The organism is Streptococcus mitis SK597 (assembly GCF_000148545.1).
Taxonomy (GTDB): Bacteria; Bacillota; Bacilli; order Lactobacillales; family Streptococcaceae; genus Streptococcus; species Streptococcus mitis_C.
Genome location: NZ_AEDV01000001.1, coordinates 1 through 24,782, shown reverse-complemented (window position 1 = coordinate 24,782; position 24,782 = coordinate 1). Strand labels below are relative to the sequence as shown.

Sequence of the window (24,782 nt, the reverse complement as noted above, 5' to 3'; positions counted from 1 at the left end):
TTAATCACGGGTAAATCCAGTTGCACCCGTACGAGCGATATTACGAATACCGTATGGTCGAATAACTCTCAATAGAGCTTCACTCTTTTCAGCATTTCCTGTCATCTGAATGGTAATCGAGCTTGGTGCTACGTCTACAACTGTTGCACGGAAAGGTTGAATAATCGCTAGAATCTCAGCTCGCTTCTCAGCTGGCGCTGACATCTTAACCAAAATCACCTCGCGCTCCAAATGAGGCTTGTCTGTAATATCTCGAATGCGAATCACATCAATCTGACGATTAAGTTGCTTAATGATTTGCTCCACTTCATCATGAGAAGCTACATCAATAATAATGGTGATACGCGATACATTCGGATCTTCTGTTGCTCCAACAGAGATGCTTTCGATATTAACCTGACGACGAGACAGGACACCTGTAAAGCGATTGAGTACTCCTGATCGATTTTGTAGTTTTGCTGTTAACATTCTACGCATGGAACTTCACCCCCAACATCTCATGATTACTCTTACCAGCTGGTACCATTGGTAACACCTGTTCCTTACGAGAAATATCTACCTCGATTAGCATAGGTACATCCTCAGTGATCACTTCAAGATCTTGAGCCAAGGTCTCAGGATTGTCAAACTTATAGTTTTTAATACCATAAGCTTGCGCCATCAATTGGAAATCAGGAAGAGTGTCGAAGACCGACTCTGATGTTCTACCTTCATAGAAGGATTCCTGCCACTGGCGAACCATTCCAAGTGAGTGGTTGTTCAACATAACCACCTTGATTGGCACCTTGTAAATGTTCAAAATAGCCAATTCCTGGTTAGTCATTTGGAAACCACCATCCCCAACAAACAAGACAACTTCCTTATCTGGGTTGGCAATTTTAGCACCGATTGCTGCTGGAATTCCGAATCCCATGGTTCCTAAACCACCTGAAGTCACTAACTGACGTTCATTTTGGTAGGGATAATACTGAGCTGTCCACATTTGGTGTTGACCAACGTCTGTTACCACAATGGCATCTCCATTCGTCAATTCACCAATTCGTTCAATAACAGCTTGCGGCTGAACCACACGTTCTTTCTTATCATAAGAACGAACGCGGTTCTTGTCTTTAGTAACTTTTTCAATCCATTTCTCAGTATTGTTATGAACTGTTGGTTCTGCCAGCAACATTTGCAAGGCTTTCTTAGCATCTCCAACTACAGGAATATCTGCACTGATAATCTTGCCAATCTCAGCAGGGTCAATATCAATGTGAGCAACCTTGGCATTCTTAGCAAAGGTCTTAGGATTTCCTGTCAAGCGGTCATCAAAACGGCAACCAATACTAATCATAAAATCAGCTTCTGTCATGGCAATATTAGCTGCGAATGACCCATGCATGCCTCCCATTCCAAGGAAGAGTGGGTGACTCGTTGCAATCGTTCCTTGTCCCAAAAGACTGGTTACCACTGGAATTTGATAGCGTTCTGCAAATTCATTTAATTCTGCCGCAGCCTCAGCATAGCTAATTCCACCACCAGCAAGCAAGACTGGCTTTTTAGCCTTGGATAATTGCTTCAAGATTTTCTTGATTTGCATATCATTTGGCTCAAGAGTTGGCTGATAGCTTGGTAGATTGACTTCTGGTGAATAGATGAAGTCTGTTTCCAAAGCAGATACGTCTTTAGGTAGGTCAATGACGACTGGCCCTGGTCGACCTGTAGTCGCGATATGGACAGCTTCCGTAATGATACGCGGAATATCAGCTGTCTCACGAACTTGGTAATTGTACTTAGTGATTGGCATGGTAATCCCCACAATATCTGCCTCCTGAAAGGCATCCTTCCCAATCCCTGCTCGCGCCACCTGACCTGTAAAGACCAAAAGGGGAACGCTATCGCTCATGGCATCTGCAATCCCTGTAATGGCATTTGTTGCTCCTGGTCCACTAGTGACGACGGCAACACCCAACTTTCCAGTTGATTTGGCATAACCTTCAGCTTCATGCAAACAACCTTGCTCATGGCGTCCTAGAATGTGGCGAATGCCTTTAAAATTATATATCGCATCATAAAAAGGCAAGACAGCACCACCAGGATAACCAAAGATGGTATCAATTCCTAAATCACGAAGTGTTTCCAAAACTAGGTCTGACCCCGTCTTAGGAGATTCTAAACTGATTTTCTCCATTGTTCCCCTTTCTCTTCACTTAAAAATAACTTGTTACTATCATACCATTTTTTCAAGATTTTTCAAGAGAAAAGAAGAAATTTTCTGAATTTTCTATTTTAACGTTTATTTATGAATATTATTTTTGTTTTTATTTAAAAGATATCGATTTCATTTGTTAAAAAATAAAAAAGAACTGATTTCTCAGTCCTTCATTAATCTTATTCCACACTAAATAGGTATGGGTAAACTGGTTGTTGTCCTTGGTGAATCTCGACTTCAACGTCTTCGAATTCTTCTGCGATTTCTTGAGCAATTTCATTAGCAAGTTCTTCACTTCCGTCTTCACCGACATAGAAGGTTACGATTTCACTATCTTCATCCAACATATGTTTCAAGGTTTCTGTCAAGGTTTGGTGCATGTCAGGGTTTGACACGAGGATTTTCCCATCCACCATACCAAGATTATCGTTTTCATGGATTTCTAATCCATCAATCGTTGTATCACGCACAGCGGTTGTGACGCTTCCGCTAACGACATCGCTAAGGGCTGCAGTCATACGCTCTTGGTTTTCTTCGATGGACTTGCTTGGATCAAAGGCAAGAAGACTAGTCAATCCTTGAGGAAGAGTACGAGCTTCCACCACTACTGCTGGTTGTTCCAAAACTTCTGCTGCAGATTGAGCTGCCATGAAAATATTCTTGTTGTTTGGCAAGAAGATAATATTACGAGCGTTAACCTGTTCAACAGCCTTAATAAAGTCTTCTGTTGAAGGGTTCATGGTTTGACCGCCTTCGATAACATAATCAACACCTTGGGAACGGAAGATATCTGCTAGACCTTTACCAGCCACTACAGCAATCAAAGCATACTCTTTTTCTTCAGCTGGTTTGCTAACTTGGGCAGCTTCTTTCTCAACTTGTGCTTCGTGTTGGTTACGCATATTGTCAACTTTTACCTTGACCAAGCTACCATATTTGAGACCTTCTTGCATAACAAGTCCTGGATCTTCTGTATGGACATGGACTTTGACGATTTCATCATCATTGACAACAAGGAGAGAGTCTCCAAGTTCATTCAAATAGTTACGAAATTCATCGTAGTCAAAATCTTTGGCATAGGTTGGACCTTGCTTAAGAGCTACCATGATTTCAGTACAGTAACCAAACGTGATGTCCTCAGTCGCTACATGACCAGCTACAGACTTGTGGTGTTCTGCATTGATCATTTCACTCATATTAGCAGGAGTCGCTACAAAGTCCTCAGATGCAATATATTCGCCAGTAAGGGCTGAAAGGAAACCTTCGTAGATGAAGACCAGTCCTTGACCACCTGAGTCCACAACGCCAACTTCCTTCAAGACTGGAAGCATGTCTGGCGTTTTAGCTAGAGCTGTTTTAGCACCTTCTAAAGCTGCGCGCATGACTTCAACAGCGTCATCTGTTTGCTCAGCCTTTTTCTTAGCACCGATAGCAGCACCACGAGACACTGTCAAAATCGTTCCTTCAACTGGTTTCATAACGGCCTTATAAGCAACTTCCACACCTGATTGGAAGGCAAGGGCCAAGTCGTGACCTGTTAACTCGTCTTTATCCTTGATGGCTTGTGAAAATCCACGGAAAAGCTGAGACGTAATAACTCCTGAGTTCCCACGCGCACCCATCAAAAGCCCTTTAGCAAGAATGCTTGCTACCTCTCCAACTGTAGAAGCTGGCTTGTCTGCAACTTCTTTAGCTCCATTTTCAATGGTCATTCCCATATTTGTCCCAGTATCTCCATCTGGAACTGGAAAGACGTTTAATGAATTGACATATTCAGCTTGCTTATTCAAGCGAGTTGATGCAGCCTGCACCATTTCTTGAAATAAGCTAGTAGTAATTTTTGACACGGTTATTCTCCTACAACTTTGATATTTTGAATGTAGACATTTACAGTCTGAGCAGTAATTCCAAGCTGGTTTTCCAAACTAAAACGAACACGCTCTTGAATGTTTTTTGACACTTCGCTAATCTTTGTTCCGTAGCTCAACACGGTATATACATCAACTGCAATACTGCCATCTTCGGCCGCCTTTACGACGACACCTTTGGAATAATTTTCCTTACCTAGAAGGGCTTGGAAATTATCTTTGAGGGCATTTTTACTAGCCATACCGACCACACCAAAAATCTCAGTTGTTGCACCGCCTACGACAGTTGCAATCACTTCATCTGTTAGTTCGATTTGACCATCTTTTGTATTAATTTTTACAGTCATCCTTTTTACCTCAACTAGTTGATACTCTATTTTATCATATTTCAGCCCAAGTGTAAAAGCAGAATACTGTATCAGCGGATATTTACTCCGTTTTTCAAATGATTTTATACCTAAAGTAAAAGAAAAAGACCCTGAGGTCTCCTTACTTTTATTATTAAACGCGTTCAACTTTACCTGATTTCAAAGCGCGAGCTGAAGCCCAAACTTTTTTAGGTTTACCATCGATAAGAACAGTAACTTTTTGAAGGTTTGGTTTTACGGCACGTTTTGTTTGGTTCATCGCGTGTGAACGGTTGTTTCCTGATACAGTCTTACGACCTGTAAAGTAACATACTTTAGCCATTGTGTTTTCCTCCTATTAGATCTAATATAGCGGATGTGCTAGCACCACATACCGTACTATGTTATCACACTTTCTTCATTTTTGCAAGGGAATTGAAAGATTTTTTTATTTAACGTAAACAACTCCCAATTTCCCAAAAGCCACATCTCCACGGATAATCAAGGTTTTGCTGGTTGGGGCTAGAGAAGTATCTGCCTTGGCTACACCACAGAAAGTTTCCACCTTCAAATCAACTCTCCAATGTTGAGGAACATAGATAACTGCATTGCCAAAACCAACTTCCACTTTCAGGGTTGCGGTATCTCCTAACATCTCTGCATTGTCATAATATATCTTGGCATTGCCAAAACCAACTTCAACTTGGTCTTCTACCAATTCTTGGTCTTGCTTGTAGAAAGTCCCTGTACCAAAAGCAACTTCCTTATCTGTTAGAATGGTCTTTTTACCATTATACCACCATTTTTTCCCGTTCCAAGTCCTGTTAGAATGAGTGAGTGCGCTGACACCCATTACGATTAAAATACTAGCCCAGAACAATGACTGATTTGGAATTGGTAAAATGCCATAAAAGTGGTTAGCAATCATTAAGGCCACTATAGCTGTAAAAGAGGCTGAAGTTAAGTGGCGACGCAACAAAGCTCCAACTGATTGATAGACAAAAAATGCAATACCGAGCAAGGGCCAAATTTGCCCACCGAATGAAGGGATTCCAAAATTCCCTTGTAATAATATTAAAGCCGCCAAAATGAGCAACACAATACCAAATGCTTTCTTTTTCATGTTCTTACCTCATGTTTCTTAGATTTTCTTTTAGGAGGGATTGGTAATGTCGTGAGACATGAACCTCCTTGTGGGTCTGATAAAAGGAAATGGTGCCCGTCCCTGAAAAGGATTTGTCCACCGAGTAAACCTGACGGATATTTGCAATAGTCGACTTGGATACCCGACTAAAATAGCGAGGAAGGATAGCCTCTAACTCATAGAGTTTAAGCCGAACCTCGTAGGCATCTTTCTGGGTATGGGCATAAATCTTGCTACCTTCCGTCTCAAAGAAGAGAATTTCCGACAAATCCAGATAATATTCACCCGTCCCCTTGTAAAAAATCAACCGAGGAGACTTGGACTCTTGCAAGAGGCGCTGTAAATCCGCAATCTCATCTGTCAAAGCCGCTGCCTTGATGACAATTTCAGTTTCCTCTAAATTGCTGTCAATGTCGATTCGTAACTTCATTCCATCTCCTTTCTGACTCTACTATATCAAAGCTAAAATAAGAAAACAAGAGCAAAAAAGCAAGTGGTTACTTTAGACCCGTAAGTGGTTGTAAGGCTACCTTAACTTACAGATCAACATAGAAAGAAAATCACACCCCACACAAGAGCACACATATAGCCAACCACTACATCCTCGGGAAAATGCACTCCACCCAAGACTCTCACTAGACCTAGGAAGGCTGATAATATCAAACAAATCATCCCCATAGTTAGACTAGTATGTAAGCAAGCCATGGAGATAATGGTTGCTGAAAAGACATGACGACTGGGCATAGACTGACCAGGACTATCTCTGTCAAGCAAGGGTTTAATATCCCATTTCTCATAAGGCCTAGGGGCATTGATTTTCTTACGGAGAAGGGACAAAATCACAAAACCTGATGCAGGGATAAACACATAGATCAAGACCTGTTTTCCAAGTCCTTGTTGGAGATAGGTAGTGGCTAACAAGGTTAGATAAATCATAGGCATAACTACTGTCATAAACCGATTGAAAGATCTTAACAAGCTCAGAAGAAAGGGCTTATTTTCAATGTTAGCAGCCATGTGGTCATACCATTCTTGATAATTTTTCATATATTTTCTCATCACTTACTCAAATTTTGCTTACAGGGAAGCACTTGTCTTCTAGTATAGTGCAGAAAAAGAAGGCCGTCAAGCCTTCTTTGGGTTTATTCTTCTGCTTCGTCTTCTGTAAATTGACTGTTGTAGAGATCAGCGTAGAAACCAGCTTGCGCCATCAGCTCATCATGATTTCCTTGCTCGATGATATTGCCATCTTTCATGACAAGGATCAAGTCAGCATTTCGGATAGTTGACAAGCGGTGGGCGATGACAAAGGAAGTTCTTCCCTCCATCAAACGATCCATGGCTTTCTGAATCAATTCCTCTGTACGGGTATCAACAGAAGAAGTCGCCTCATCTAGGATTAGGAGTGGCGCATCTTTCAGCAAAGCACGAGCAATGGTCAAGAGTTGTTTTTGTCCGACAGACAAGGTCACTGTATCATCCAAGACGGTATCATAACCATCTGGTAGTGTCATGATAAAGTGGTGAATCCCTACAGCCTTACTGGCTTCAATCACGCGCTCATCACTAATACCCTTTTGGTTATAGATGAGATTATCTCGGATAGTGCCTTCAAAGAGCCAGGTATCCTGCAAGACCATTGAAAAGGCTTCGTGTACTTCCGAACGCTTCATCTCCTTGGTATCCACGCCATCGATGCGGATACTTCCCTTATCAATCTCATAAAACTTCATCAAAAGATTGACAATGGTTGTCTTACCAGCTCCAGTCGGTCCGACAATGGCAACCTTTTGCCCTGCATGAGCGGTCGCAGAAAAGTCATGGATGATAGTTCTCTCTGGTGTGTAACCAAAGGAAACTCGATCAAAGACCACTTGACCTTTCATATCGCTCAATTGTCTTTCTTTATGGGATTCGTCTCCCATTTCCTCTTCAGCTAGAAATTCGAAGACACGTCCCATGGCTGCACTAGCCTGCTGCAAACTAGTAATCCCTTGGGCGATTTGTGAAAGAGGCTGAGAAAAGATACGAACGTAGGCCATAAAGGCAACGATAATCCCGATACTAATCTGTCCATTCAGAGCCAAGGCTGCACCAACGATAATCACCAAGGCATAACTAAAGTTCCCAATAAACATCATAATCGGCATCATAATCCCTGAAATAAACTGAGATTTCCAGATACTGTCATACAGACGATTGTTTAATTTCGCAAACTCTTCTTTCGTACTCTCGATGGCATTGTAACTGGTCACCACATTATGGCCAGAGTACATTTCCTCCACATAGCCATTGACAGCTGCCAAATCTTGTTGCTGACTCCTAAAAAAGCCCTGGGATTTGCTCATAAAAATGGACACGAAAGCAAAGCCAACAAGAGTTGAAACAACCGTCACCAAGGCTAAAATCCAGTTCATCCCAAACATGGTTACCAAGACTGCCACGACCAGTAAAGTGGATGAAAGAACTGTTCCCAGACTTTGATTAAGGGACTGGGCTGCTGTGTCAACGTCATTGGTTACACGAGACAAAGTATCCCCCTGAGAGTGTCCATCAAAATATCCCAATGGTAGGCTATTGATTTTCTCTGCAATAGCTCTTCTCAAACGCTCTGAAAAACGTTGAATAGCTGTTGTAAACAGAAAGGCCTGCAAATAATTTGATAGGAGTCCAATCACATAGATGACGGCTAAAAAACTACCAATGGCTGCAACCGCCGCGACATCCACACTTGTTTCCAGACCACTGGCAATAATATTAGTCATTTCCTTGATGCGAGTTGGACCATATACAGTAATGATATTGGATACGATTGTTGCTAGAAAGGCGATTAGAAGGGCAAACTGGAGGCCTGCAAGATAGGGTTTACTCTGTTTCCAAAGAGACATTTTCTTATTTTCCATGTTCCAATTCCTCCTTCGATAGTTGTGAATAGGCAATTTCTTGGTAAACTTCGTTGGTAGCTAGAAGTTCCTTGTGGGTGCCTTGTCCCACGACTTTTCCTTGATCCAAGACCAAAATCAAATCTGCATCCATAATCGTTGAGATGCGCTGTGCGACAATGAGCTTGGTCATAGACTTAGTTTTTTCAGCTAAATCTTGACGTAAAACTCGATCTGTCTTGTAGTCCAAGGCTGAGAAGGAATCATCAAAGATGAGGATTTCTGGTTTCCGCGCCAAGGCACGCGCAATAGCCAGACGCTGTCTTTGACCACCTGAGAAGTTGGTTCCTCCTTGGGCCACTTCTGACTCTAAGCCCGCTTCCTTGTCTTCGATAAAGTTCTTAGACTGGGCCAATTCCAAGGCTTGCCACATAGCTTTCTCACTAAGTGGTGTTTCTTGACTCTGTCCAAAGTCTAAATTGTCCTTGATATCACCTGAAAAGAGAACCGCTTTCTGAGGAATATAACCAACCTTGTTGCGCAAATCTTCTAAGACATAGTCTTGAACATTGACACCGTCCACCAGAATTTCTCCTTCTGACACATCGTAGAAACGTGGAATCAGATTGACCAGAGTTGATTTACCAGAACCAGTTAACCCAATAAAGGCCACTGTTTGACCCGCTTCTGCTCTAAAGCTAACATTCTCAATAACCGCCTCCGAATTTGCCGCATAGCGGAAGGTCACATCCTTAAACTCGACCTGACCTTTGAGGTTTTCATCAGCCAGCTGCACTTGAGCAGGGTTTTGAATAGAAGAATGCAAATCTAAAACTTGATTAATCCGCTTAGCAGAGACCATAGTTCGGGGAAGAACGATGAAGAGTGCTCCCATGAGAAGGAAGCCCATGACAACCTGCATGGCATAAGACATGAAAACAACCATGTCACTAAAGAGAGGCAGACGCTCTGTTGGAGCAGCATCGTTGATTACATAGGCCCCAATCCAGTAAATCGCCACACTCAAACCACTTGAAATCCCCATCATGATAGGGTTCAAAATAGCCATAAGACGGTTGACAAACAAATTCAAACGTGTCAGCTCATCATTTGCTGCTGCAAATTTGTCATTTTGGTAATCCTCTGCATTGTAGGCACGAACGACTCGAATACCTGTTAAACTTTCACGAGTGATACTGTTCAGTTTATCAGTCAGACTTTGAATCAAGGATTGTTTTGGAAAGGCTAGCGTCATCAAAACTGTTGTCATCAAAACATTGACAATCACTGCCACAAGCACAGCCCAGAGCCAGTATTCTGAATGACCTAAAATCTTCCCGATAGCCCAGATAGCCATAATCGGACCACGCGTAACTACTTGCAAGCCCATGGTAATCAACATCTGAACCTGAGTAATGTCATTAGTGGTACGAGTTAGGAGACTGGGAATAGAGAATTTCTTAATCTCTGTCTGCGAGTAATCCAAAACTCGGTTAAAAATATCACTTCTCAGCCTACTAGTATAAGAAGCTGCCACTCTGGACGCAAAAAATCCAACTGCAACTGCGGACAAGAAGGCCAGAAAGGACATTCCGACCATCATACCTGCTGGCTGCCACAACTCATCTAAATTGGTTCCCTGAGTTCCCAGTAAATCCGTGATTTTAGAGATATAGGTCGGCACTTCCAGCTCTAGATAGACCGAAAAGCAGGTAAAGAGAATGGCTAGTAAAATCATCCCCCATTCTTTTCTACTAATTCGTTTTGCTAATTTCTTCATTCTCTCCTCCTATTCCCTTGATATTTTCCTGTAGTTGACTGAGGACTTTCTCAAAGATCAGTAATTCATCTTCATCAATGTCTTCCATCAACTGCTTGTCTATTCGTTCAAAAAAAGCCTTAACCTGTTGCATCTGAGAACGTGCTTTGTCCGTCAAACAAACAAATTTTGCCCGCTTATCGCTAGGACTCGCCTCCAATTCCACCAAACCATTTTGCACCATACGCTTGACCAAATTACTAGCAACAGACTTGGTAATATTGAGTTCCTGCTCGATATCTTTAATCAAGACCAAGTCTTGATTTTTCTCACGATTATCCAAAAAACGCAACACCTGACCTTGCGGTCCACCCATAAACTCAATACCACAACGTTTGGCTTCCTTTTGTACCATCAAATGAATCTGATGACCAAAACGCTTAAAGACTAACATCGGTTTATCCATACTAACTCCTTTCTAACTATCACATTTAGTTCTCCTAGGAACTAAATAAGTTTCCATGAGAACTATTTTATCAATTTGACAAAGAGATGTCAAGAAAAAAGTTTTCATGAGAACTATCTTAGTTTAAATTGACATTAGGCAATATCTTTTATATAATAAGCACTAACTATTGTGGGTAGAAATCCATTCACTTAATGAAGAGAGAAAACTTTCAAATGAAACCAGAAGAACAAAGAGTTTTAGGAATCTTAGCAACCATTTTTGGAGCCATCGCACTTTTAGGATCCTGGATCCCGTTTATTAACTATCTATCGTTGTTCATCGGCATCGTCGCATTTATCTTGGGGATTATCGGCCTTATCGTCAACCTCAAAAAACGGAAAACAATGGCTATTATCGGAACATCCCTGGCAGTTGCCTCTGTTGTACTTTTCTTTACGAGTCAGGCACTATACGCTGATGTCTACAAAGAGTATGCCAAGGAGTTTAACCGTTCCTACATGGATACGAGCGCCTCAATGGAACGCGAAGAAAAAAGCGGCTTGACAGACGATACCTTCGCCTGGACCCAAGAACAGTTCGACGCCTTAATCGAAGGTGACCTTGACAACAAAGGAAAAGGTGGTACCACCTACGAGGATATTATCAACAAACACGGAAAGCCAGATTCCGAGTTTGACTTCACTCTTGGGGGTTACAATACGAAAAAAATCACCTATATCTCTATTGGAGACAAGACTAAGACTGTCACCTTAACTTTTGAAAAAGATGACAATGGACAGCTCTTGCTCGTCCAAAAACATGCAGTCGGTCTAGGTCTAGAAAAAAGCAAGCAACAAAACGATTCTGAAACCTGAGTCTAAGCTCAAATATCAAAAAAACGAACAGCTAGTAAAACTGTTCGTTTTTCTATTAGAACCCGTCTACGTTTGTGTAGATTTTTTGTACGTCTTCGTCGTCTTCAAGAACGCTGTAAAGTTTTTCAAAGGTTTCAAGGTCATCGCCTGACAATTCCACTTCTGATTGAGGAATCATTTCCAATTCTGTCACTTGGAACTCTTCAACGCCAGACTCACGGAGGGCAACGATAGCCTTGTGAAGATCAGTTGGCGCTGTATAAACAGTGATTGTTCCTTCTTCTGCTTCTACATCGTCCACATCCACATCTGCTTCTAGCAATTGCTCAAAGACTGCATCGGCATCTTCACCTGCAAATACAATAACTCCCTTGTTGTCAAAGAGGTATGAAACCGAACCTGAAGCACCCATGTTTCCGCCATTTTTACCAAAAGCTGCACGGACATTGGCCGCTGTACGGTTGACATTTGAAGTCAAAGTATCAACAATCAGCATAGAACCATTTGGTCCAAAACCTTCGTAACGTCCTTCTGTAAAGGTTTCGTCTGTGTTTCCTTTAGCCTTGTCCAAAGCCTTATCGATAACGTGTTTTGGCACTTGGGCTTGTTTAGCACGGTCGATAACGAATTTCAAAGCTGAGTTTGATTCTGGATCTGGATCACCTTTTTTAGCTGCTACATAGATTTCTACACCAAATTTTGCATATACTTTAGAGTTAGCTCCATCTTTAGCCGTTTTCTTGGCTACGATATTGGCCCATTTACGTCCCATTAGGAATCTCCTTTTTTCACATTTTAATCCTTCTTATTATAACACAAGTTTTTTCGATTTTCACTAGAGGAAATGGATTTTATTTAGCAAATACAGCTAGGAGAGCACTTTAGTTGCCAAGATAGCCTTGCCTTTCCATCCTTATCAACATTCAAAAAACAAACTAGGCCATTATCTGAAAATAGAAAGTTTCGGACAAGTTTTACAAAGTCCGCTCAAACTACTGTTTAGAGTTTGTAGATATAAGCGACAAAAACCATTATACTGCACCTTTTGTTGACAGTCTACTCCAGACATATCATAGTTCAAGTAAATACTTTGAAATTTAACAATTCTTATAGACACTATTGTATTCTAAGAAATCAATAGAAGAGTTTCTAAACAAAACCATAATTTATGTGTTCCTGAAACAGAAATTTATGCTCTTTTTGATTTCACATGATACTGAAATTAGACTAGTACAACGGCACTTCTAAAACAAGTAAAAGGTAGCTAATTCCCTGTATAGCAAGGAGTTTCACTACCCTTTTTACTTTTTCTTACAGCCCCTGTTTGATAGACTCATTTTAACATCACGAACATACTCCGACGGAAATCGCTAGGCAAGAGATAGACTTTCAGATATTCGTAGAGAGATAATCGCCTCTTTTTGCCGCAAGCATTCTTCCCTACTAGTCATTTTCTACCTTATCTTCTACCTGAGGATAAAGAGTCGTTCCCCAAATAGAAATCGTCCGCTTACGCACTAGTGGCAAATCGGTTTTTTCATAAACCGTACGCCACCATTCCCAGGCAAGTCCGGTACACTCCCTAATTTTGACAGAGAGATTGCGAACATTCCCTTTTAGAGGAATACTAGTGGTGAAGTGAGCCGTCAAATCCTGCCCATTTCTGTCCCAAGCCTTAGCAGTCAAGATTTCCTTACCTTGATGATCATAGGATAATTCATCCCAAGTAATGTAATATTGGGCAACATAGGCACCACTATGATCCAAAAGTAAATCTCCGTTTCTGTAAGCTGTCACCTTAGTCTCAACATAGTCTGTACTGTTTTGAAAGGTCGCAACTACATTGTCACGTAAAAATGAAGTTGTATAGGAAATCGGCAAGCCTGGATGATCTGCTGTAAAGCGACTGCCTTCTTGAATCAAGTCCTCTACCATATCCACCTTGCCCGTTACAACTCGGGCACCCGAACTCGGGTCGCCTCCTAAAATAACTGCCTTCACTTCTGTATTGTCCAAAATCTGCTTCCACTCTGTCTGAGGAGCTACCTTGACTCCTTTTATCAAAGCTTCAAAAGCAGCCTCTACTTCATCACTCTTACTCGTGGTCTCCAACTTGAGATAAACCTGACGCCCGTAAGCAACACTCGAAATATAGACCAAAGGACGATCGGCAGAAATTCCTCTCTGCCTCAAATCCTCTACCGTTACAGTATCTTGAAACACATCTCCTGGATTTTTAACAGCATCTACGCTGACTGTATAATAAATCTGCTTAAAATTGACAATCTGAATCTGCTTTTCGCCCGAATGGACAGAATTAAAATCAATATCAAGAGAATTCCCTGTCTTTTCAAAGTCAGAACCAAACTTGACCTTGAGTTGTTCCATGCTGTGAGCCGTGATTTTTTCATACTGCATTCTAGCTGGGACATTATTGACCTGACCATAGTCTTGATGCCACTTGGCCAACAAATCGTTTACTGCTCCGCGAACACTTGAATTGCTGGGATCTTCCACTTGAAGAAAGCTATCACTACTTGCCAAACCAGGCAAATCAATACTATAAGTCATCGGGGCACGATCGACCGCAAGAAGAGTGGGATTATTCTCTAACAAGGTCTCATCCACTACGAGAAGGGCACCAGGATAGAGGCGACTATCGTTGGTAGCTGTTACAGAAATATCACTTGTATTTGTCGACAGGCTCCGCTTCTTTCTTTCGATAACAACAAACTCATCGGGTAGCTGATTCCCCTCTTTGATGAAACGATTTTCAATACTTTCTCCCTGATGGGTCAAGAGTTTCTTTTTATCGTAATCCATAGCTAGTATAAAGTCATTTACTGCTTTATTTGTCATCTTCTACCTCCTAATAAGTTCCTGGATTGAGTTGCATAAACTCAGACTTGTTCAGCGAAATCAGCCGTGGTTGGACTAAGTGATCCAAAATTTCCTCGTACAATTCTTCTGAGACATTGCGTCGCCGTCTGGCTAGATAAGAAGTCGGAATGACCGTATTATCCAACATAAATACCTTATCTAAGTCAATCAAGGTTGGTCTTGTAAAAGGATTACGAGCTAGATCCGGCTCTTCTATCATAAAGTTCTTGACCAAACGTCTGGTCAAGAGAGCTAGTTTGAAGGTCTGATTTTTAACCAACTCTTTGTTTTTAGTCATGCTGTTGTCAATACAAATATACATATGATTCTTCACAGCCAAATCGCTACTAATAGTCGGAAAAGGCAAATAAAGAGCTACAACATCTCCTCTCTTAATCAAGCAAGAGCACCCCCTTTTCTCCTAATGTAACATAGACAGGATTGACCAAGTCTTCTGATTGACTCAGAATTTCCAAAGTTTGAGTTTGGCGCCCTGTCAATTTAGTAGCATCTTGTCTCTTCAATACAAAATGCTTGTCGCCAATTACCTTGACACTATAATCCTTCTCCAAAGCTGACTGGTAAATCCACATCAGATATTGTCTGTCCTGAGAACTCAAGAGCAAGGGATTTTCAAGTCTCCCGATAGTCTGATAAAAATCAAAAACAGGAGCCAAAGCTTGCCAATCTGACTGGCTAGTTGTCAAGGCTAGAAAAAGGGCTTTGCGAGCTGATACTTCTTGGTTAGCCTTGAGAGTCCCCTTGCCCTCCAAGTTTTTTAGAAAGTGGGAAACTCCAGAAAGCAAATCTTTCTCTAACTGCGAGAAATAAAAACCTTGCTTTCCCAGACATAAGTCGCTCAAGTCGCTTTCTCTAGCAAATAAGAGTTCAAACATTTGATAATAAAAGAAAAATATCTGGCACTGAGTTGCGCTCATCTTTTCCTTGTCGGCTTCTTTTTTTAACCAGAGCAAGGGCAAAAGGTAGCTGGATTGAGACATTTCCTCCACCTCCTATTCTTTTTTAACTGGAGCATCTGCACTAGTTGCTACTTCTTTTGACTGGATACTTTCCCACTGGTTGATTTCCTCTGAGATAAGACCTTCGCATGTCTTGACAAATAGGGCAAAAGCCTTGGTCTTTCCTGCATATTTCTCCGTTTGGCATTGATAGAGGAATTTTTCTCTCTCCAGGAGTTGCGCAGTCTTTTGGTAAGAAATCCAGTGTTCCTTGGCATTATACAAATTGAGAATCCCCTCACACAGCAAGCCTAGACTGGACAAGGCAACCGAAATCAAACGATAGCGATCACCTGGCATAGGAATAGCACAGAAGACCGCTATGAGGAAACCTGCCACGATTTCTGTTATTTTTAATACCTTATAGCGTCTACGATGTTGAACACTTTTATTTAAAAAATGAGCTATCTGTACATCCAATCGCTCTGTCAAGTACATTTCTTCTGGCGTCATGTTCGTAACCCCTTTCATTTACTTTGATAATCGTAGTATAACATATTTGAATATCAAAGTATAGTAAAAACTGGAAAGCTATATCTTATTATAAAATCCAAATATGAAATGTTTATGAAATAAGGGAAAAATATCACAAAAAGGATGGAACAAAAAGTTTCAAAATAAAAATCACCAGAAGGATAGTATTCCAACTAGCTTTTCTGGTGATTTTTTGAATTGTTTAGTTCGTTAATGTGAGATATGAATAATTGAAGATTAAGCTTTTTCAAGACCTAATAATATGCGCTGTTCTGATTTGAAAGACATTCCATTATTATTTTACTGTTATCAAGCCTTCAGGCTCGACTGTAAATTCTGGTTTTTCTGCTATCGTACCATCTTCTTTAAGGTAATACCAGCCATCATTTGATTTGACAAAGGCATTGGAAACCATGTCCCCATTTTGACTATCAAGATAGTACCAAGTCTCCTTGTATTTAATCCAGCCTGTTTTCATAGCACCTTCTCCATCGAAATAGTACCACTTCTCAGCGATTTTCTTCCAGCCTGTAGCCATTTCGCCTGACTGATCAAACCAGTACCAGTTGCCGTCTATGTGCTTCTTCCAACGGTCTGCAAGCATATATCCTGAACCGTCAAAGTAATACCAAGTACCATTTACTTTCTCAAACTTATCTTTTGGATAAGAACCGTCTGAGTGTACATACCAGGTGCCAGTATCGTTCTGTTGCCATCCTGCTTCAATCGTCAAGCCGTTTTCAATATCCTGCTTAAACTTCTCACGGCTAATACCCCATTTGGCAAGATAAGGATAGGGGTCAATGTGATCTGAGTTATTATCGGGTTGGTTATTGGTGCAGTATTCGTGTGTCTTGATACCTGCTAAATCAGCAGTATCAAGCGTTTTAGGTATCCCAGCCTCGTCTGCTAGATTGCGCAAGAGTTCGATATAGAGGCGATAGTCAATCAGAAACTCTTCTTTTGATTCATGACTTTCAATCAGTTCAACTTGTGCATAACCTTCTGCATTCCAACCGCCCCCAACGTCCCAGGCACCATTATCAACAGGTCCTACCTGCATAACACGACCATTACCGACTACGTGAGAAAAGAAGCCCAATTCAGGATCTTTTCTGTAATGGTAGTCAGCCTCATTTTGCACCGTTGAGTTACGGTTGCCTGTGGAATGGGCATGGACTTGCCTATATGGTTGCACGCCGACTTGAGGCAAATCTGTTCTTAATTTACTCACATCAATTTCCATATTCTACTCCTTATCAATTAAAACAACTCATTTTTTACAATCCAGAACCAGAAACTCCTTTATTTCTACCTCATAAAGAATACAATCCTAGTCACGATTGGCCTTGTAGATAGAACTTCAAAACGCACTATTTTGATACTGTAAATAGGACTGACAAGGTCTGCATTCTATCTACAATAACACCCCAGACTAAAAAGCTTTTCAAAAGTATATTTTTACAGTCTCTATATGTCCTTTTCATAAATACTATACTTTATTATATCATATAAAAGAAGTCAAAAGTCTGTTAAACTATTTTCAAGACCAAACTAAAGGAGAGAACACAAGTTTTTTCGATTTTCACTAGAGGAAATGGATTTTATTTAGCAAATCAAGCTAGGATGGTACTTTTGCTGCCAAGATTTCCTTGCCTTCTTTTATCAAAGGGTGACGAAACAGTGAGAAATAAAGTTGAATGGTCATGGCAACCCAGATAAGGGGTTCGCAAAGGATAACTCCCTTATAGCCTGCCCAAGGGATAATCAAGACCACAAAAGCGATTTTCCCGATTAGTTCGATAAAGCTAGAAACCAGCGGAAGGACTTTTTGTCCCAACCCCTGCAAACAATTGCGATAAATCAATAAGAGACTCAAAATGGGATAGAAGGCTGAACTGATTTGCAGATAGAGACTGCCATTTTCTACCAAGTAGCTATCCGTCGAACTAGACAAGAATGAAACCAAGGCTGGACTGGCAAAAAAGAGGAAGATACAAACAAAAACTGCCCAGGATATACTTAAACGACTGCCGATTCGAAGTCCTTGAACAACCCGGTCTGGTCGCTTAGCTCCTAGATTCTGAGAAGCAAAGGTCGTCATTGATGCAGAAATAGCGGTCATAGGAAGAAGGGCAAAGGCCATAATGCGTCGAGCTGCCGTCTGGGCACTAATAATCACTGCACCAAAGGTATTAACAGAAGACTGTAAAATCACACTGCCGATAGATACAATTGAACTCATCAAGCCCATAGCCAAACCTTGCTCCAAGAGATCGACGTATAAGGCCTTGTCCCATTTGAAATGCTTGAGTTGAGGCAAAAGTTCTGGCACATTCTTACGGATATAATAAAAGCAGAGAACCGCTGATAAACCTTGCGAAATGATGGTAGCAAGTCCCGCAGATTGAACTCCCAGATGCAATTGCGTAATAAAATAGAGATCCAGAACCACATTGACAAGAGCAGAGAAAATCAGAAAACCAAGGGCAGCTAGACTGTCCCCAATAGACCGCAACAAGCCTGCAAAAAGATTATAAGCAAAGCTGACACCAACACAGGTCACAATCATAGAAATATATTGATAGGATTGGGGAAGAATTTCTGCAGGGGTATCTAGGTATTGCAAGAGTGGATACAATCCAAGAAAGCCCAGCAGCATAACCACAATACTTAAAAGAGCGCCTAAAATCCAGGTAGCTGCTACTGCTTCCTTTATTTTAGTGAAATTTCGAGCCCCATAATAGCGAGCAATGACAATTCCCATGCCATTGCCAACACCAAGAGTAAAACCTACAATCAGGTCAAAAATGGCAGTTGTCGCCCCTACTGCAGCCAAGGAATCTTGACCAAGAAAACGCCCAACAATCAAGACATCAGCAGTGTTATAGAGTTGCTGAAAGATATTAGACAGCAAGATTGGGAAGGCAAAACTCACAAGCGAGGGAAGAATCGGACCATGAATCAGATCCACTGTTCGTTTTTTATTCATAAGGCTATTATATCAACTTTCTAGTGGAGCGACAAGAAACAGCAAACTATAGGCAATCTGAATTCTTGAACAAAGAATCGAAAAAGCAGTGGATTTCTCCACTACTTTGACAGCTTATTCTTCAATTTCGATTTCAAGCTCATCGCCTAGGTCAAGAGTTACTTCTTCATTCACAGAGTCTACTTGAGCTGCTTCATCTTTTTTGTTTTCAGTATCTTGTTCTGACGCTTCCTCTCCATCAATCAAGCCAAATTTAGAACGGACTTGCTTATCAATTTCATCAAAGATTTCTGGGTGCTCTGCCAAGTATTTCTTAGCATTTTCAGAACCTTGCCCAATTTTTTCATCTTTGTAAGAATACCAAGCCCCTGCTTTTTTGATAATATCCAAGTCGCTTGCAATCTTCAAGAGTTCACCAGTCTTAGAAATTCCTTCTCCGTACATAATTTCAACTACGGCTTCCTTAAACGGTGGAGCTACCTTGTTTTTTACAACCTTAATCTTAGTTTCTTTACCAACATTGGTTTCTTTTTGGTCACCAGTTCCCTTAATTTGTGTATTGCCACGAACATCCAAACGCACTGAAGCATAGAATTTCAGAGCACGTCCACCAGGAGTTGTTTCTGGATTTCCAAACATCACTCCAACTTTTTCACGCAATTGGTTGATAAAGATGGCAATTGTTTTGGTTTTATTAATAGAAGCACCAAGTTTACGCATGGCCTGGCTCATCATACGAGCCTGCAAACCAACGTGGCTATCTCCGATATCTCCATCAATTTCCGCACGAGGTACAAGGGCCGCAACTGAGTCGACCACGACAAGATCTACAGCACCTGAATCAATCAATTTCCCTGCAATCTCAAGACCTTGCTCTCCCGAGTCTGGTTGAGACAAGAGCAATTCGTCAATGTTGACCCCAAGGGCCGCAGCATAAGCTGGATCGAGGGCATGTTCCGCATCGATAAAGGCTGCAATCCCACCTTCTTTTTGCGCTTGCGCAACTGCATGAAGGGCAACCGTTGTCTTACCAGATGACTCTGGCCCATAGATTTCGATGATACGTCCCTTAGGATAACCACCTGAACCAAGGGCAATGTCAAGAGCTAAAGAACCTGAGCTCATCACTTGCACCTTTTGCTCCGCACGTTCCCCCAAACGCATGATTGAACCCTTACCAAAATCTTTCTCAATCAATTTAAGAGCGTCATTCAAGGCTTTTTCACGTTCTGCCCCAAATTTTTTTGAAATTTCTTCTAATTTTTTTGGTTTTTTCGCCATTCTATTCTCCTACATTCTAATGGTCCTCAGACTTATCTACTATTATATCAAAAGTTAGTCACTTAATAAAGCCTTGCGAACTAGGTTAAAGGCATGCATAACCGCAATCTGACGTACATCTGCTCGACTTCTACCTCCAATATTGACCTTGATGACCTTAGTTCCATGCTCCTGTGCCAAGCCTATAAAGACTGTCCCAGCTGGGTGCCCTTCTAGGCTATCTGGTCCTGCCACTCCAGTCAAACTAAGGCCAAAATCTGACTGGGTCTTGATTCGTGCCTGCTCAGCCATCTTCTGAGCTGTAAATTCAGACACTACACCATGTTCTTCCAAATCCTTGACAGGAATATCCAACATTTTTGATTTTTCCTCCAAGCTATAGGTCACAAAACCACCCTTAAATATACTTGAAACTCCAGAAAAATTCGCCACGGTCGCTTGGAAAAGACCTGCTGTCAAACTCTCTGCAGCCGTGATAGTTTTCCCTTGTTTTTTCAGTTCTTCTACCACAATGCTGGCTAAACTAGTTTCTTCCCCATAACCATAACAAAGGTCTCGTAAAGAAAGTCCTTCAAAGGTCTGGCGATCCAAGATTTGATGTTCAAAAATATCCAGCACTTGATTCGCTTCTTCTTGACTGCTAGCCTTTGTTGACAGACGCAAGGTTACCTCTCCTGTCTTAGCATAAGGTGCCAAGGTAGGATCGGTTTGATTATCAATCAAATCAGACAAAATCGTAACCAACTGACTTTCGCCAATCCCAAAGAAACGAAGAACTCGGGAATATAGCTTACTCCCTGTCATCAACTTAGGTAGAAGTTGGTTTAAGACCATAGGTTTCAATTCACTTGGTGGACCTGGAAGGACAACATAGGTCACTCCTTCAACCTCTAACATTCCTCCCACAGCCAGTCCTGTTTCGTTTGGCAGTGGAGTCGCTCCTTCTACAATTTGAGCTTGTCTTTCATTATTCGGTGTTCGGGCATAGTCTGGTCTCTGGGCAAAAAAGACATCCAACTTCTCCTGGGCCTGAGGATCGAAGACTAATTCTTTCCCTAAAAATTTAGCCAGAGTTTGTTTGGTCAAATCGTCCTCAGTTGGCCCCAAACCACCTGTCAAAATCACCAGACTGCTACGTTGACTGGCAATCTCAAGCAGGGATAAGAGACGGGCTTCGTTGTCTCCTACAGCCGTCTGAAAATATACATCTACCCCAATCTCTGCTAATTTTTCCGATAAAAACTGGGCATTAGTGTTGACAATCTGTCCTGTCAAAATCTCTGTTCCAACAGCAATGATTTCTGATTTCATGTTTCCTCCTACCTATCTATTCGTATTTTTTTGAAAAAATCGCAGGAAATTTCCCACGATTGATTTTTTTATTTATAGTAAGAAAGTTAATTGTCTTCGTCACCAACAGGTGTTCGTCCAAATAAATCTTCAAATAAGACAACATTTGTTTCAAGCTGAGTGACTTCTTCTTGCCCCAAAGAACGTCGCAGTATATTCTGCATTTCCAACATATGCTCTCTCGAAACAATCTGGTAAGAAATACCTTGCAACATCTCTCCTTCGCCCTTTAATTGTTGAGATTCAATGGTTTTAAATGAATCTTTATAGCCCAACAAGCTTGGAATACTTTTCGCAGATAAATCAATATTAGTCTGCATATTAGTACTTAGGGCTTTTAAGATAGACTGATAGTGACTGACACTATTCAAACTAAGAACTTTTTCAACAACTTTTTGAATGACTTCACGCTGACGCTTTTGACGACCATAGTCTCCTTCTGGGTCTTGATAACGCATGCGTGAATAAACAAGCGCTTCTTCTCCATTTATTGTCTGTTCTCCAACGCCGATAGAAATGGTGTTAAATTCTTCTTGGTCACTGATAGAGATTGGGAAACCTAGTGTATTATTAACCGTAATCCCACCCACTGCATCGACCAATTGTTGCAATCCTTGCATATTAACCATAATGTAGCGATCGATATGGATATTCATCATCTTTTGAATTGTTTCTATAGCAAGTTCTGCACCGCCACCAGCATAGGCAGCGTTTAACTTCGCTTCTTCAATACTACCATCTTTATGTTGAATTTTAGTCAGGATATCACGCTCCAAACTCAACATCATGGTCTTCTTAGTATGTGGATTGACAGTCAAGAGAATCATGGAATCACTATTTCCAGCCCACTGATCTGTACGCTCTACATTCCCAGTATCAACCCCCATTAACAGAATTGTCAAAGGCTCTGTTGCTTCAATAACCTTGGTTTCTTCTCCGATTTTTTTATAGGTCTTTGATAAGGTTTGTGTGCCTTGCTGATAAATAGTATACGCAAAAACACCGACACCCAAAACTGTCACAGCTAGAAAAGCTAGCACCATTCCAATAATTTTTTTAACCATATTTCTACTAATCTATCAGTTTACCCATCAAGTAAACATCGATAAATTTCCCTTCTTCTATATATGCTCCACGCTCTTGGCGACCTTCAATGACAAAGCCATGCTTTTGATAAAGATGAAATGCAGCTTGATTACGAGTTTGGACAGTCAGTTGGAGACGACGCAGAATGCCACTTGCTTGTGCCCACTCTATCGCTTCTTCTAGCAACAAACTTCCCAATCCATTATTCCAATATCTTTTTCCAATCACAATGAAGAAATCTCCAATATGACGGACTCTCTTACGCTGGTCAGCTGTAATATTTACAATACCAGCAATTTCATCATTCAGCAAGGCCAGTAAAGTGATTTGATTTTCCGAGTGAGCCTGTTTATCCAAAAATAACTCCATCTCAGTATCTGTCATCAAAATGCCATTCCTGTCCAGACTGGTAAAATCTGTTTCTACACTGACACGATTTAAAAATGTCACTAACTCAGCCGCATCTTCAATTTCTGCTTCCCTAATGAGCAATTCATACTCCATGTTGAAGCTCCTCTAAAAGCTTTTCTGCACGCAAACCCTTTGCCTGAAAATTTAAACGGCGTCCATCTGCTTCTTTTAGAATTTCCAACTCTAAATAAGTATCTGGCAAGGCATCTCCTAAGAGATTTCCCCACTCGATGACAGTCACCCCGCCACCAAAGAGAAACTCATCCAAATCAATAGAATCAGCATCTCCTTCAATTCGATAAACATCTAGGTGATAAAGCGGAAGACGACCTTCGTACTCTCTTACGATAGTATAGGTTGGACTTTTAATCATTTGAGAAATCTGTAAACCTTTAGCAAGTCCTTTAGTAAAGGTCGTTTTACCTGCGCCCAGTTCTCCAGTTAAGATTAAAACATCATTCTTTTCTAATAGATGACCCAAGCGCTCCCCTAAGGCTTGCAGCTCTTCTTCATTTTTTGTGTACATATTCTTATTATACCAAAAACTTTTCTTTTGTGTCTATTTTCCTGCTAAACTTATACTCAATGAAAATCATGAAAAGCATGAAAATCAAAGAGCAAACTAGGAAGCTAGCCGTAGGCTGCTCAAAATACTGTTTTGAGGTTGCAGATAGAGCTGACGTAGTTTGAAGAGATTTTCGAAGAGTATTACCATCATAACATCCATAAAAACAAGCTTTCTCTAAAAGAAAATGAGCGTAGCAATGACCAATACAAGATCTCGGAAAATATGACCATAAAAGGAAACTTCCTTTTTAACAGAATTTGGGACAAGATAGGCTGCAAAAAACAAACCCAGTCCAATATAAATCAGAAGTGAGACAATGGTCATTGGATTTCTTAAGAAGAGAAGTGTTGCTAAAATAGTCACCAAAACTGTCTTTTTTCTGTCTAGCATAGCAAGCAAATCGCGCATGTATTTTTTCAAGGGTAAAAAAATCAGCAAATCTAGTCCAAATAGGAAAAAGAAGGATGGCAATAAAAAGTCAACTAATTCTTGCTGCAACGTATTTTTGATGAACAAGTTATCTGACAAGACAAGAACAGCTCCTAACAAATTAATTAAGAGTAACATACTATAAAAAAGCTTCACCGACTTCTTACTGGCTAGGACACTATGGACTTCTTGCTTACGGGTATAAAGATAATTTACTCCGGCACAGATTCCTGAAACGAAGACCATACTTCCGATGAAAAAACCTGTACTTTGTTTAAAGGACAAGATGCATTCTTTCCATAGGAAACAGCTACTCAAACTGATTTGAATTAAAGCTAACAAAAATAAGATTCTCATTGATTTCATCTTTTATCTCCCTTCCTACCAATCATTATACTCGGAGAAAAGAGAGAACTGTTTCCAATCTTCTCAAATGTCTCTTTTAGACGCTAAACAAACACCTGAGACTAATACTCAATGAAAATCAAAGAGCAAACTAGGATGCTAGGCACAGGTTGCTCAAAACACTGTTTTGAGGTTGCAGATAGAGCTGACGTGGTTTGAAGAGATTTTCGAAGAATATAAATTTGAAATAAGGCTGATAGTATTCATTTCACTATCAGCCTTACAGGTTATTTAACGTTTCAGAAAAACTATAATGTCAAGATTAACTAAACAGTATCTAATTCTTTCAAATAATTTTCTATCTTCATCAACATTAAAGGATTGTTATAAATCTTACATAACTCTCTTGCTTCTATATAATAATTTTTGACTT

At 40.8% G+C, this 24,782-nt stretch carries 25 protein-coding genes; 1 reads left to right on the top strand and 24 read right to left on the bottom strand.

Going from position 1 to position 24,782, the window contains the following annotated elements; translation table 11 throughout:
• From ilvN to SMSK597_RS03535, 11 genes are all read right to left on the bottom strand, one after another.
• Positions 1-477 carry an acetolactate synthase small subunit gene (gene ilvN / locus SMSK597_RS03585; protein WP_001253803.1) on the bottom strand — a complete coding sequence of 159 codons (477 nt, stop codon included), beginning with the start codon at positions 475-477 and terminating at the stop codon, positions 1-3.
• Positions 470-2,170, bottom strand: a complete 1,701-nt coding sequence (locus SMSK597_RS03580; protein ID WP_000411735.1) for an acetolactate synthase large subunit — start codon at positions 2,168-2,170, stop codon at positions 470-472. The genes ilvN and SMSK597_RS03580 overlap by 8 nt, the downstream gene beginning before the upstream one ends.
• Positions 2,171-2,370: 200 nt before the next feature.
• On the bottom strand, positions 2,371-4,038 hold the full coding sequence (locus SMSK597_RS03575; RefSeq protein WP_000036651.1) for a DAK2 domain-containing protein: 1,668 nt from the start codon (positions 4,036-4,038) through the stop codon (positions 2,371-2,373).
• 2 nt (positions 4,039-4,040) lie between these two features.
• Positions 4,041-4,406: an Asp23/Gls24 family envelope stress response protein gene (locus tag SMSK597_RS03570; RefSeq protein WP_000216442.1), complete on the bottom strand. Its 366-nt coding sequence runs from the start codon at positions 4,404-4,406 to the stop codon at positions 4,041-4,043.
• Between the two features lie 154 nt (positions 4,407-4,560).
• Entirely contained in the window at positions 4,561-4,749 is a 189-nt protein-coding gene (gene rpmB, locus SMSK597_RS03565) for a 50S ribosomal protein L28 (RefSeq protein ID WP_001140948.1), read from the bottom strand.
• 105 nt (positions 4,750-4,854) lie between these two features.
• A complete protein-coding gene (locus SMSK597_RS03560; protein ID WP_000725710.1) occupies positions 4,855-5,529 on the bottom strand; it encodes a LiaF transmembrane domain-containing protein in 675 nt (224 codons plus the stop codon).
• Positions 5,530-5,533: 4 nt separating this feature from the next.
• Positions 5,534-5,980, bottom strand: a complete 447-nt coding sequence (locus tag SMSK597_RS03555) for a LytTR family DNA-binding domain-containing protein (protein WP_000776574.1) — start codon at positions 5,978-5,980, stop codon at positions 5,534-5,536.
• Between the two features lie 113 nt (positions 5,981-6,093).
• The gene (locus SMSK597_RS03550; RefSeq protein ID WP_000800909.1) at positions 6,094-6,597 is read right to left on the bottom strand and encodes a phosphatase PAP2 family protein; all 504 of its coding nucleotides are present in this window, start codon (positions 6,595-6,597) and stop codon (positions 6,094-6,096) included.
• A 95-nt stretch (positions 6,598-6,692) separates the two neighbouring features.
• Positions 6,693-8,453, bottom strand: a complete 1,761-nt coding sequence (locus SMSK597_RS03545; RefSeq protein ID WP_000428275.1) for an ABC transporter ATP-binding protein — start codon at positions 8,451-8,453, stop codon at positions 6,693-6,695.
• Entirely contained in the window at positions 8,443-10,212 is a 1,770-nt protein-coding gene (locus SMSK597_RS03540; protein ID WP_000731788.1) for an ABC transporter ATP-binding protein, read from the bottom strand. The genes SMSK597_RS03545 and SMSK597_RS03540 overlap by 11 nt, the downstream gene beginning before the upstream one ends.
• The gene (locus SMSK597_RS03535; RefSeq protein WP_000360530.1) at positions 10,187-10,657 is read right to left on the bottom strand and encodes a MarR family winged helix-turn-helix transcriptional regulator; all 471 of its coding nucleotides are present in this window, start codon (positions 10,655-10,657) and stop codon (positions 10,187-10,189) included. Before SMSK597_RS03535 ends, SMSK597_RS03540 begins: the two co-directional genes overlap by 26 nt.
• Before the next feature lie 215 nt (positions 10,658-10,872).
• Between SMSK597_RS03535 and SMSK597_RS03530 the strand changes: the two genes are divergently transcribed.
• Positions 10,873-11,514: a DUF308 domain-containing protein gene (locus SMSK597_RS03530; RefSeq protein ID WP_000801566.1), complete on the top strand. Its 642-nt coding sequence runs from the start codon at positions 10,873-10,875 to the stop codon at positions 11,512-11,514.
• A gap of 55 nt (positions 11,515-11,569) precedes the next feature.
• Here the strand turns inward: SMSK597_RS03530 and SMSK597_RS03525 are convergent, their stop codons facing one another.
• The 13 genes from SMSK597_RS03525 to SMSK597_RS03465 all read right to left on the bottom strand — a co-directional run bounded on the left by SMSK597_RS03525 (position 11,570) and on the right by SMSK597_RS03465 (position 24,370).
• Positions 11,570-12,286: a YebC/PmpR family DNA-binding transcriptional regulator gene (locus SMSK597_RS03525; protein WP_000532883.1), complete on the bottom strand. Its 717-nt coding sequence runs from the start codon at positions 12,284-12,286 to the stop codon at positions 11,570-11,572.
• Between the two features lie 671 nt (positions 12,287-12,957).
• Positions 12,958-14,373 (bottom strand): cholesterol-dependent cytolysin pneumolysin, encoded by a 1,416-nt coding sequence (gene ply, locus SMSK597_RS03520; RefSeq protein ID WP_004237280.1) that lies wholly within the window; start codon positions 14,371-14,373, stop codon positions 12,958-12,960.
• A gap of 10 nt (positions 14,374-14,383) precedes the next feature.
• On the bottom strand, positions 14,384-14,794 hold the full coding sequence (locus SMSK597_RS03515) for a hypothetical protein (RefSeq protein WP_000595754.1): 411 nt from the start codon (positions 14,792-14,794) through the stop codon (positions 14,384-14,386).
• Entirely contained in the window at positions 14,787-15,395 is a 609-nt protein-coding gene (locus SMSK597_RS03510; RefSeq protein ID WP_000083607.1) for a hypothetical protein, read from the bottom strand. Before SMSK597_RS03510 ends, SMSK597_RS03515 begins: the two co-directional genes overlap by 8 nt.
• Positions 15,396-15,407: 12 nt before the next feature.
• On the bottom strand, positions 15,408-15,866 hold the full coding sequence (locus SMSK597_RS03505) for a DUF4231 domain-containing protein (RefSeq protein ID WP_000186958.1): 459 nt from the start codon (positions 15,864-15,866) through the stop codon (positions 15,408-15,410).
• Between the two features lie 316 nt (positions 15,867-16,182).
• Complete coding sequence (locus SMSK597_RS03500; protein WP_000401883.1) at positions 16,183-17,133, bottom strand: N-acetylmuramoyl-L-alanine amidase family protein; 951 nt, start codon at positions 17,131-17,133, stop codon at positions 16,183-16,185.
• Between the two features lie 375 nt (positions 17,134-17,508).
• The gene (locus tag SMSK597_RS03495) at positions 17,509-18,879 is read right to left on the bottom strand and encodes an MATE family efflux transporter (protein WP_001036287.1); all 1,371 of its coding nucleotides are present in this window, start codon (positions 18,877-18,879) and stop codon (positions 17,509-17,511) included.
• Positions 18,880-18,993: 114 nt separating this feature from the next.
• Positions 18,994-20,160 carry a recombinase RecA gene (gene recA / locus SMSK597_RS03490; RefSeq protein ID WP_001085460.1) on the bottom strand — a complete coding sequence of 389 codons (1,167 nt, stop codon included), beginning with the start codon at positions 20,158-20,160 and terminating at the stop codon, positions 18,994-18,996.
• Between the two features lie 54 nt (positions 20,161-20,214).
• Complete coding sequence (locus SMSK597_RS03485; protein ID WP_000834227.1) at positions 20,215-21,471, bottom strand: competence/damage-inducible protein A; 1,257 nt, start codon at positions 21,469-21,471, stop codon at positions 20,215-20,217.
• An 86-nt stretch (positions 21,472-21,557) separates the two neighbouring features.
• Positions 21,558-22,574 (bottom strand): glycopolymer--peptidoglycan transferase LytR, encoded by a 1,017-nt coding sequence (gene lytR / locus SMSK597_RS03480; protein WP_000239269.1) that lies wholly within the window; start codon positions 22,572-22,574, stop codon positions 21,558-21,560.
• Between the two features lie 7 nt (positions 22,575-22,581).
• A complete protein-coding gene (locus SMSK597_RS03475) occupies positions 22,582-23,100 on the bottom strand; it encodes a GNAT family N-acetyltransferase (RefSeq protein ID WP_000455528.1) in 519 nt (172 codons plus the stop codon).
• Positions 23,090-23,533 carry a tRNA (adenosine(37)-N6)-threonylcarbamoyltransferase complex ATPase subunit type 1 TsaE gene (gene tsaE / locus SMSK597_RS03470; protein WP_000288238.1) on the bottom strand — a complete coding sequence of 148 codons (444 nt, stop codon included), beginning with the start codon at positions 23,531-23,533 and terminating at the stop codon, positions 23,090-23,092. Before tsaE ends, SMSK597_RS03475 begins: the two co-directional genes overlap by 11 nt.
• A 216-nt stretch (positions 23,534-23,749) precedes the next feature.
• Positions 23,750-24,370, bottom strand: coding sequence for a hypothetical protein (locus tag SMSK597_RS03465; RefSeq protein WP_000839914.1), 621 nt, complete (start codon positions 24,368-24,370; stop codon positions 23,750-23,752).
• Between the last annotated feature and the right edge of the window lie 412 nt (positions 24,371-24,782).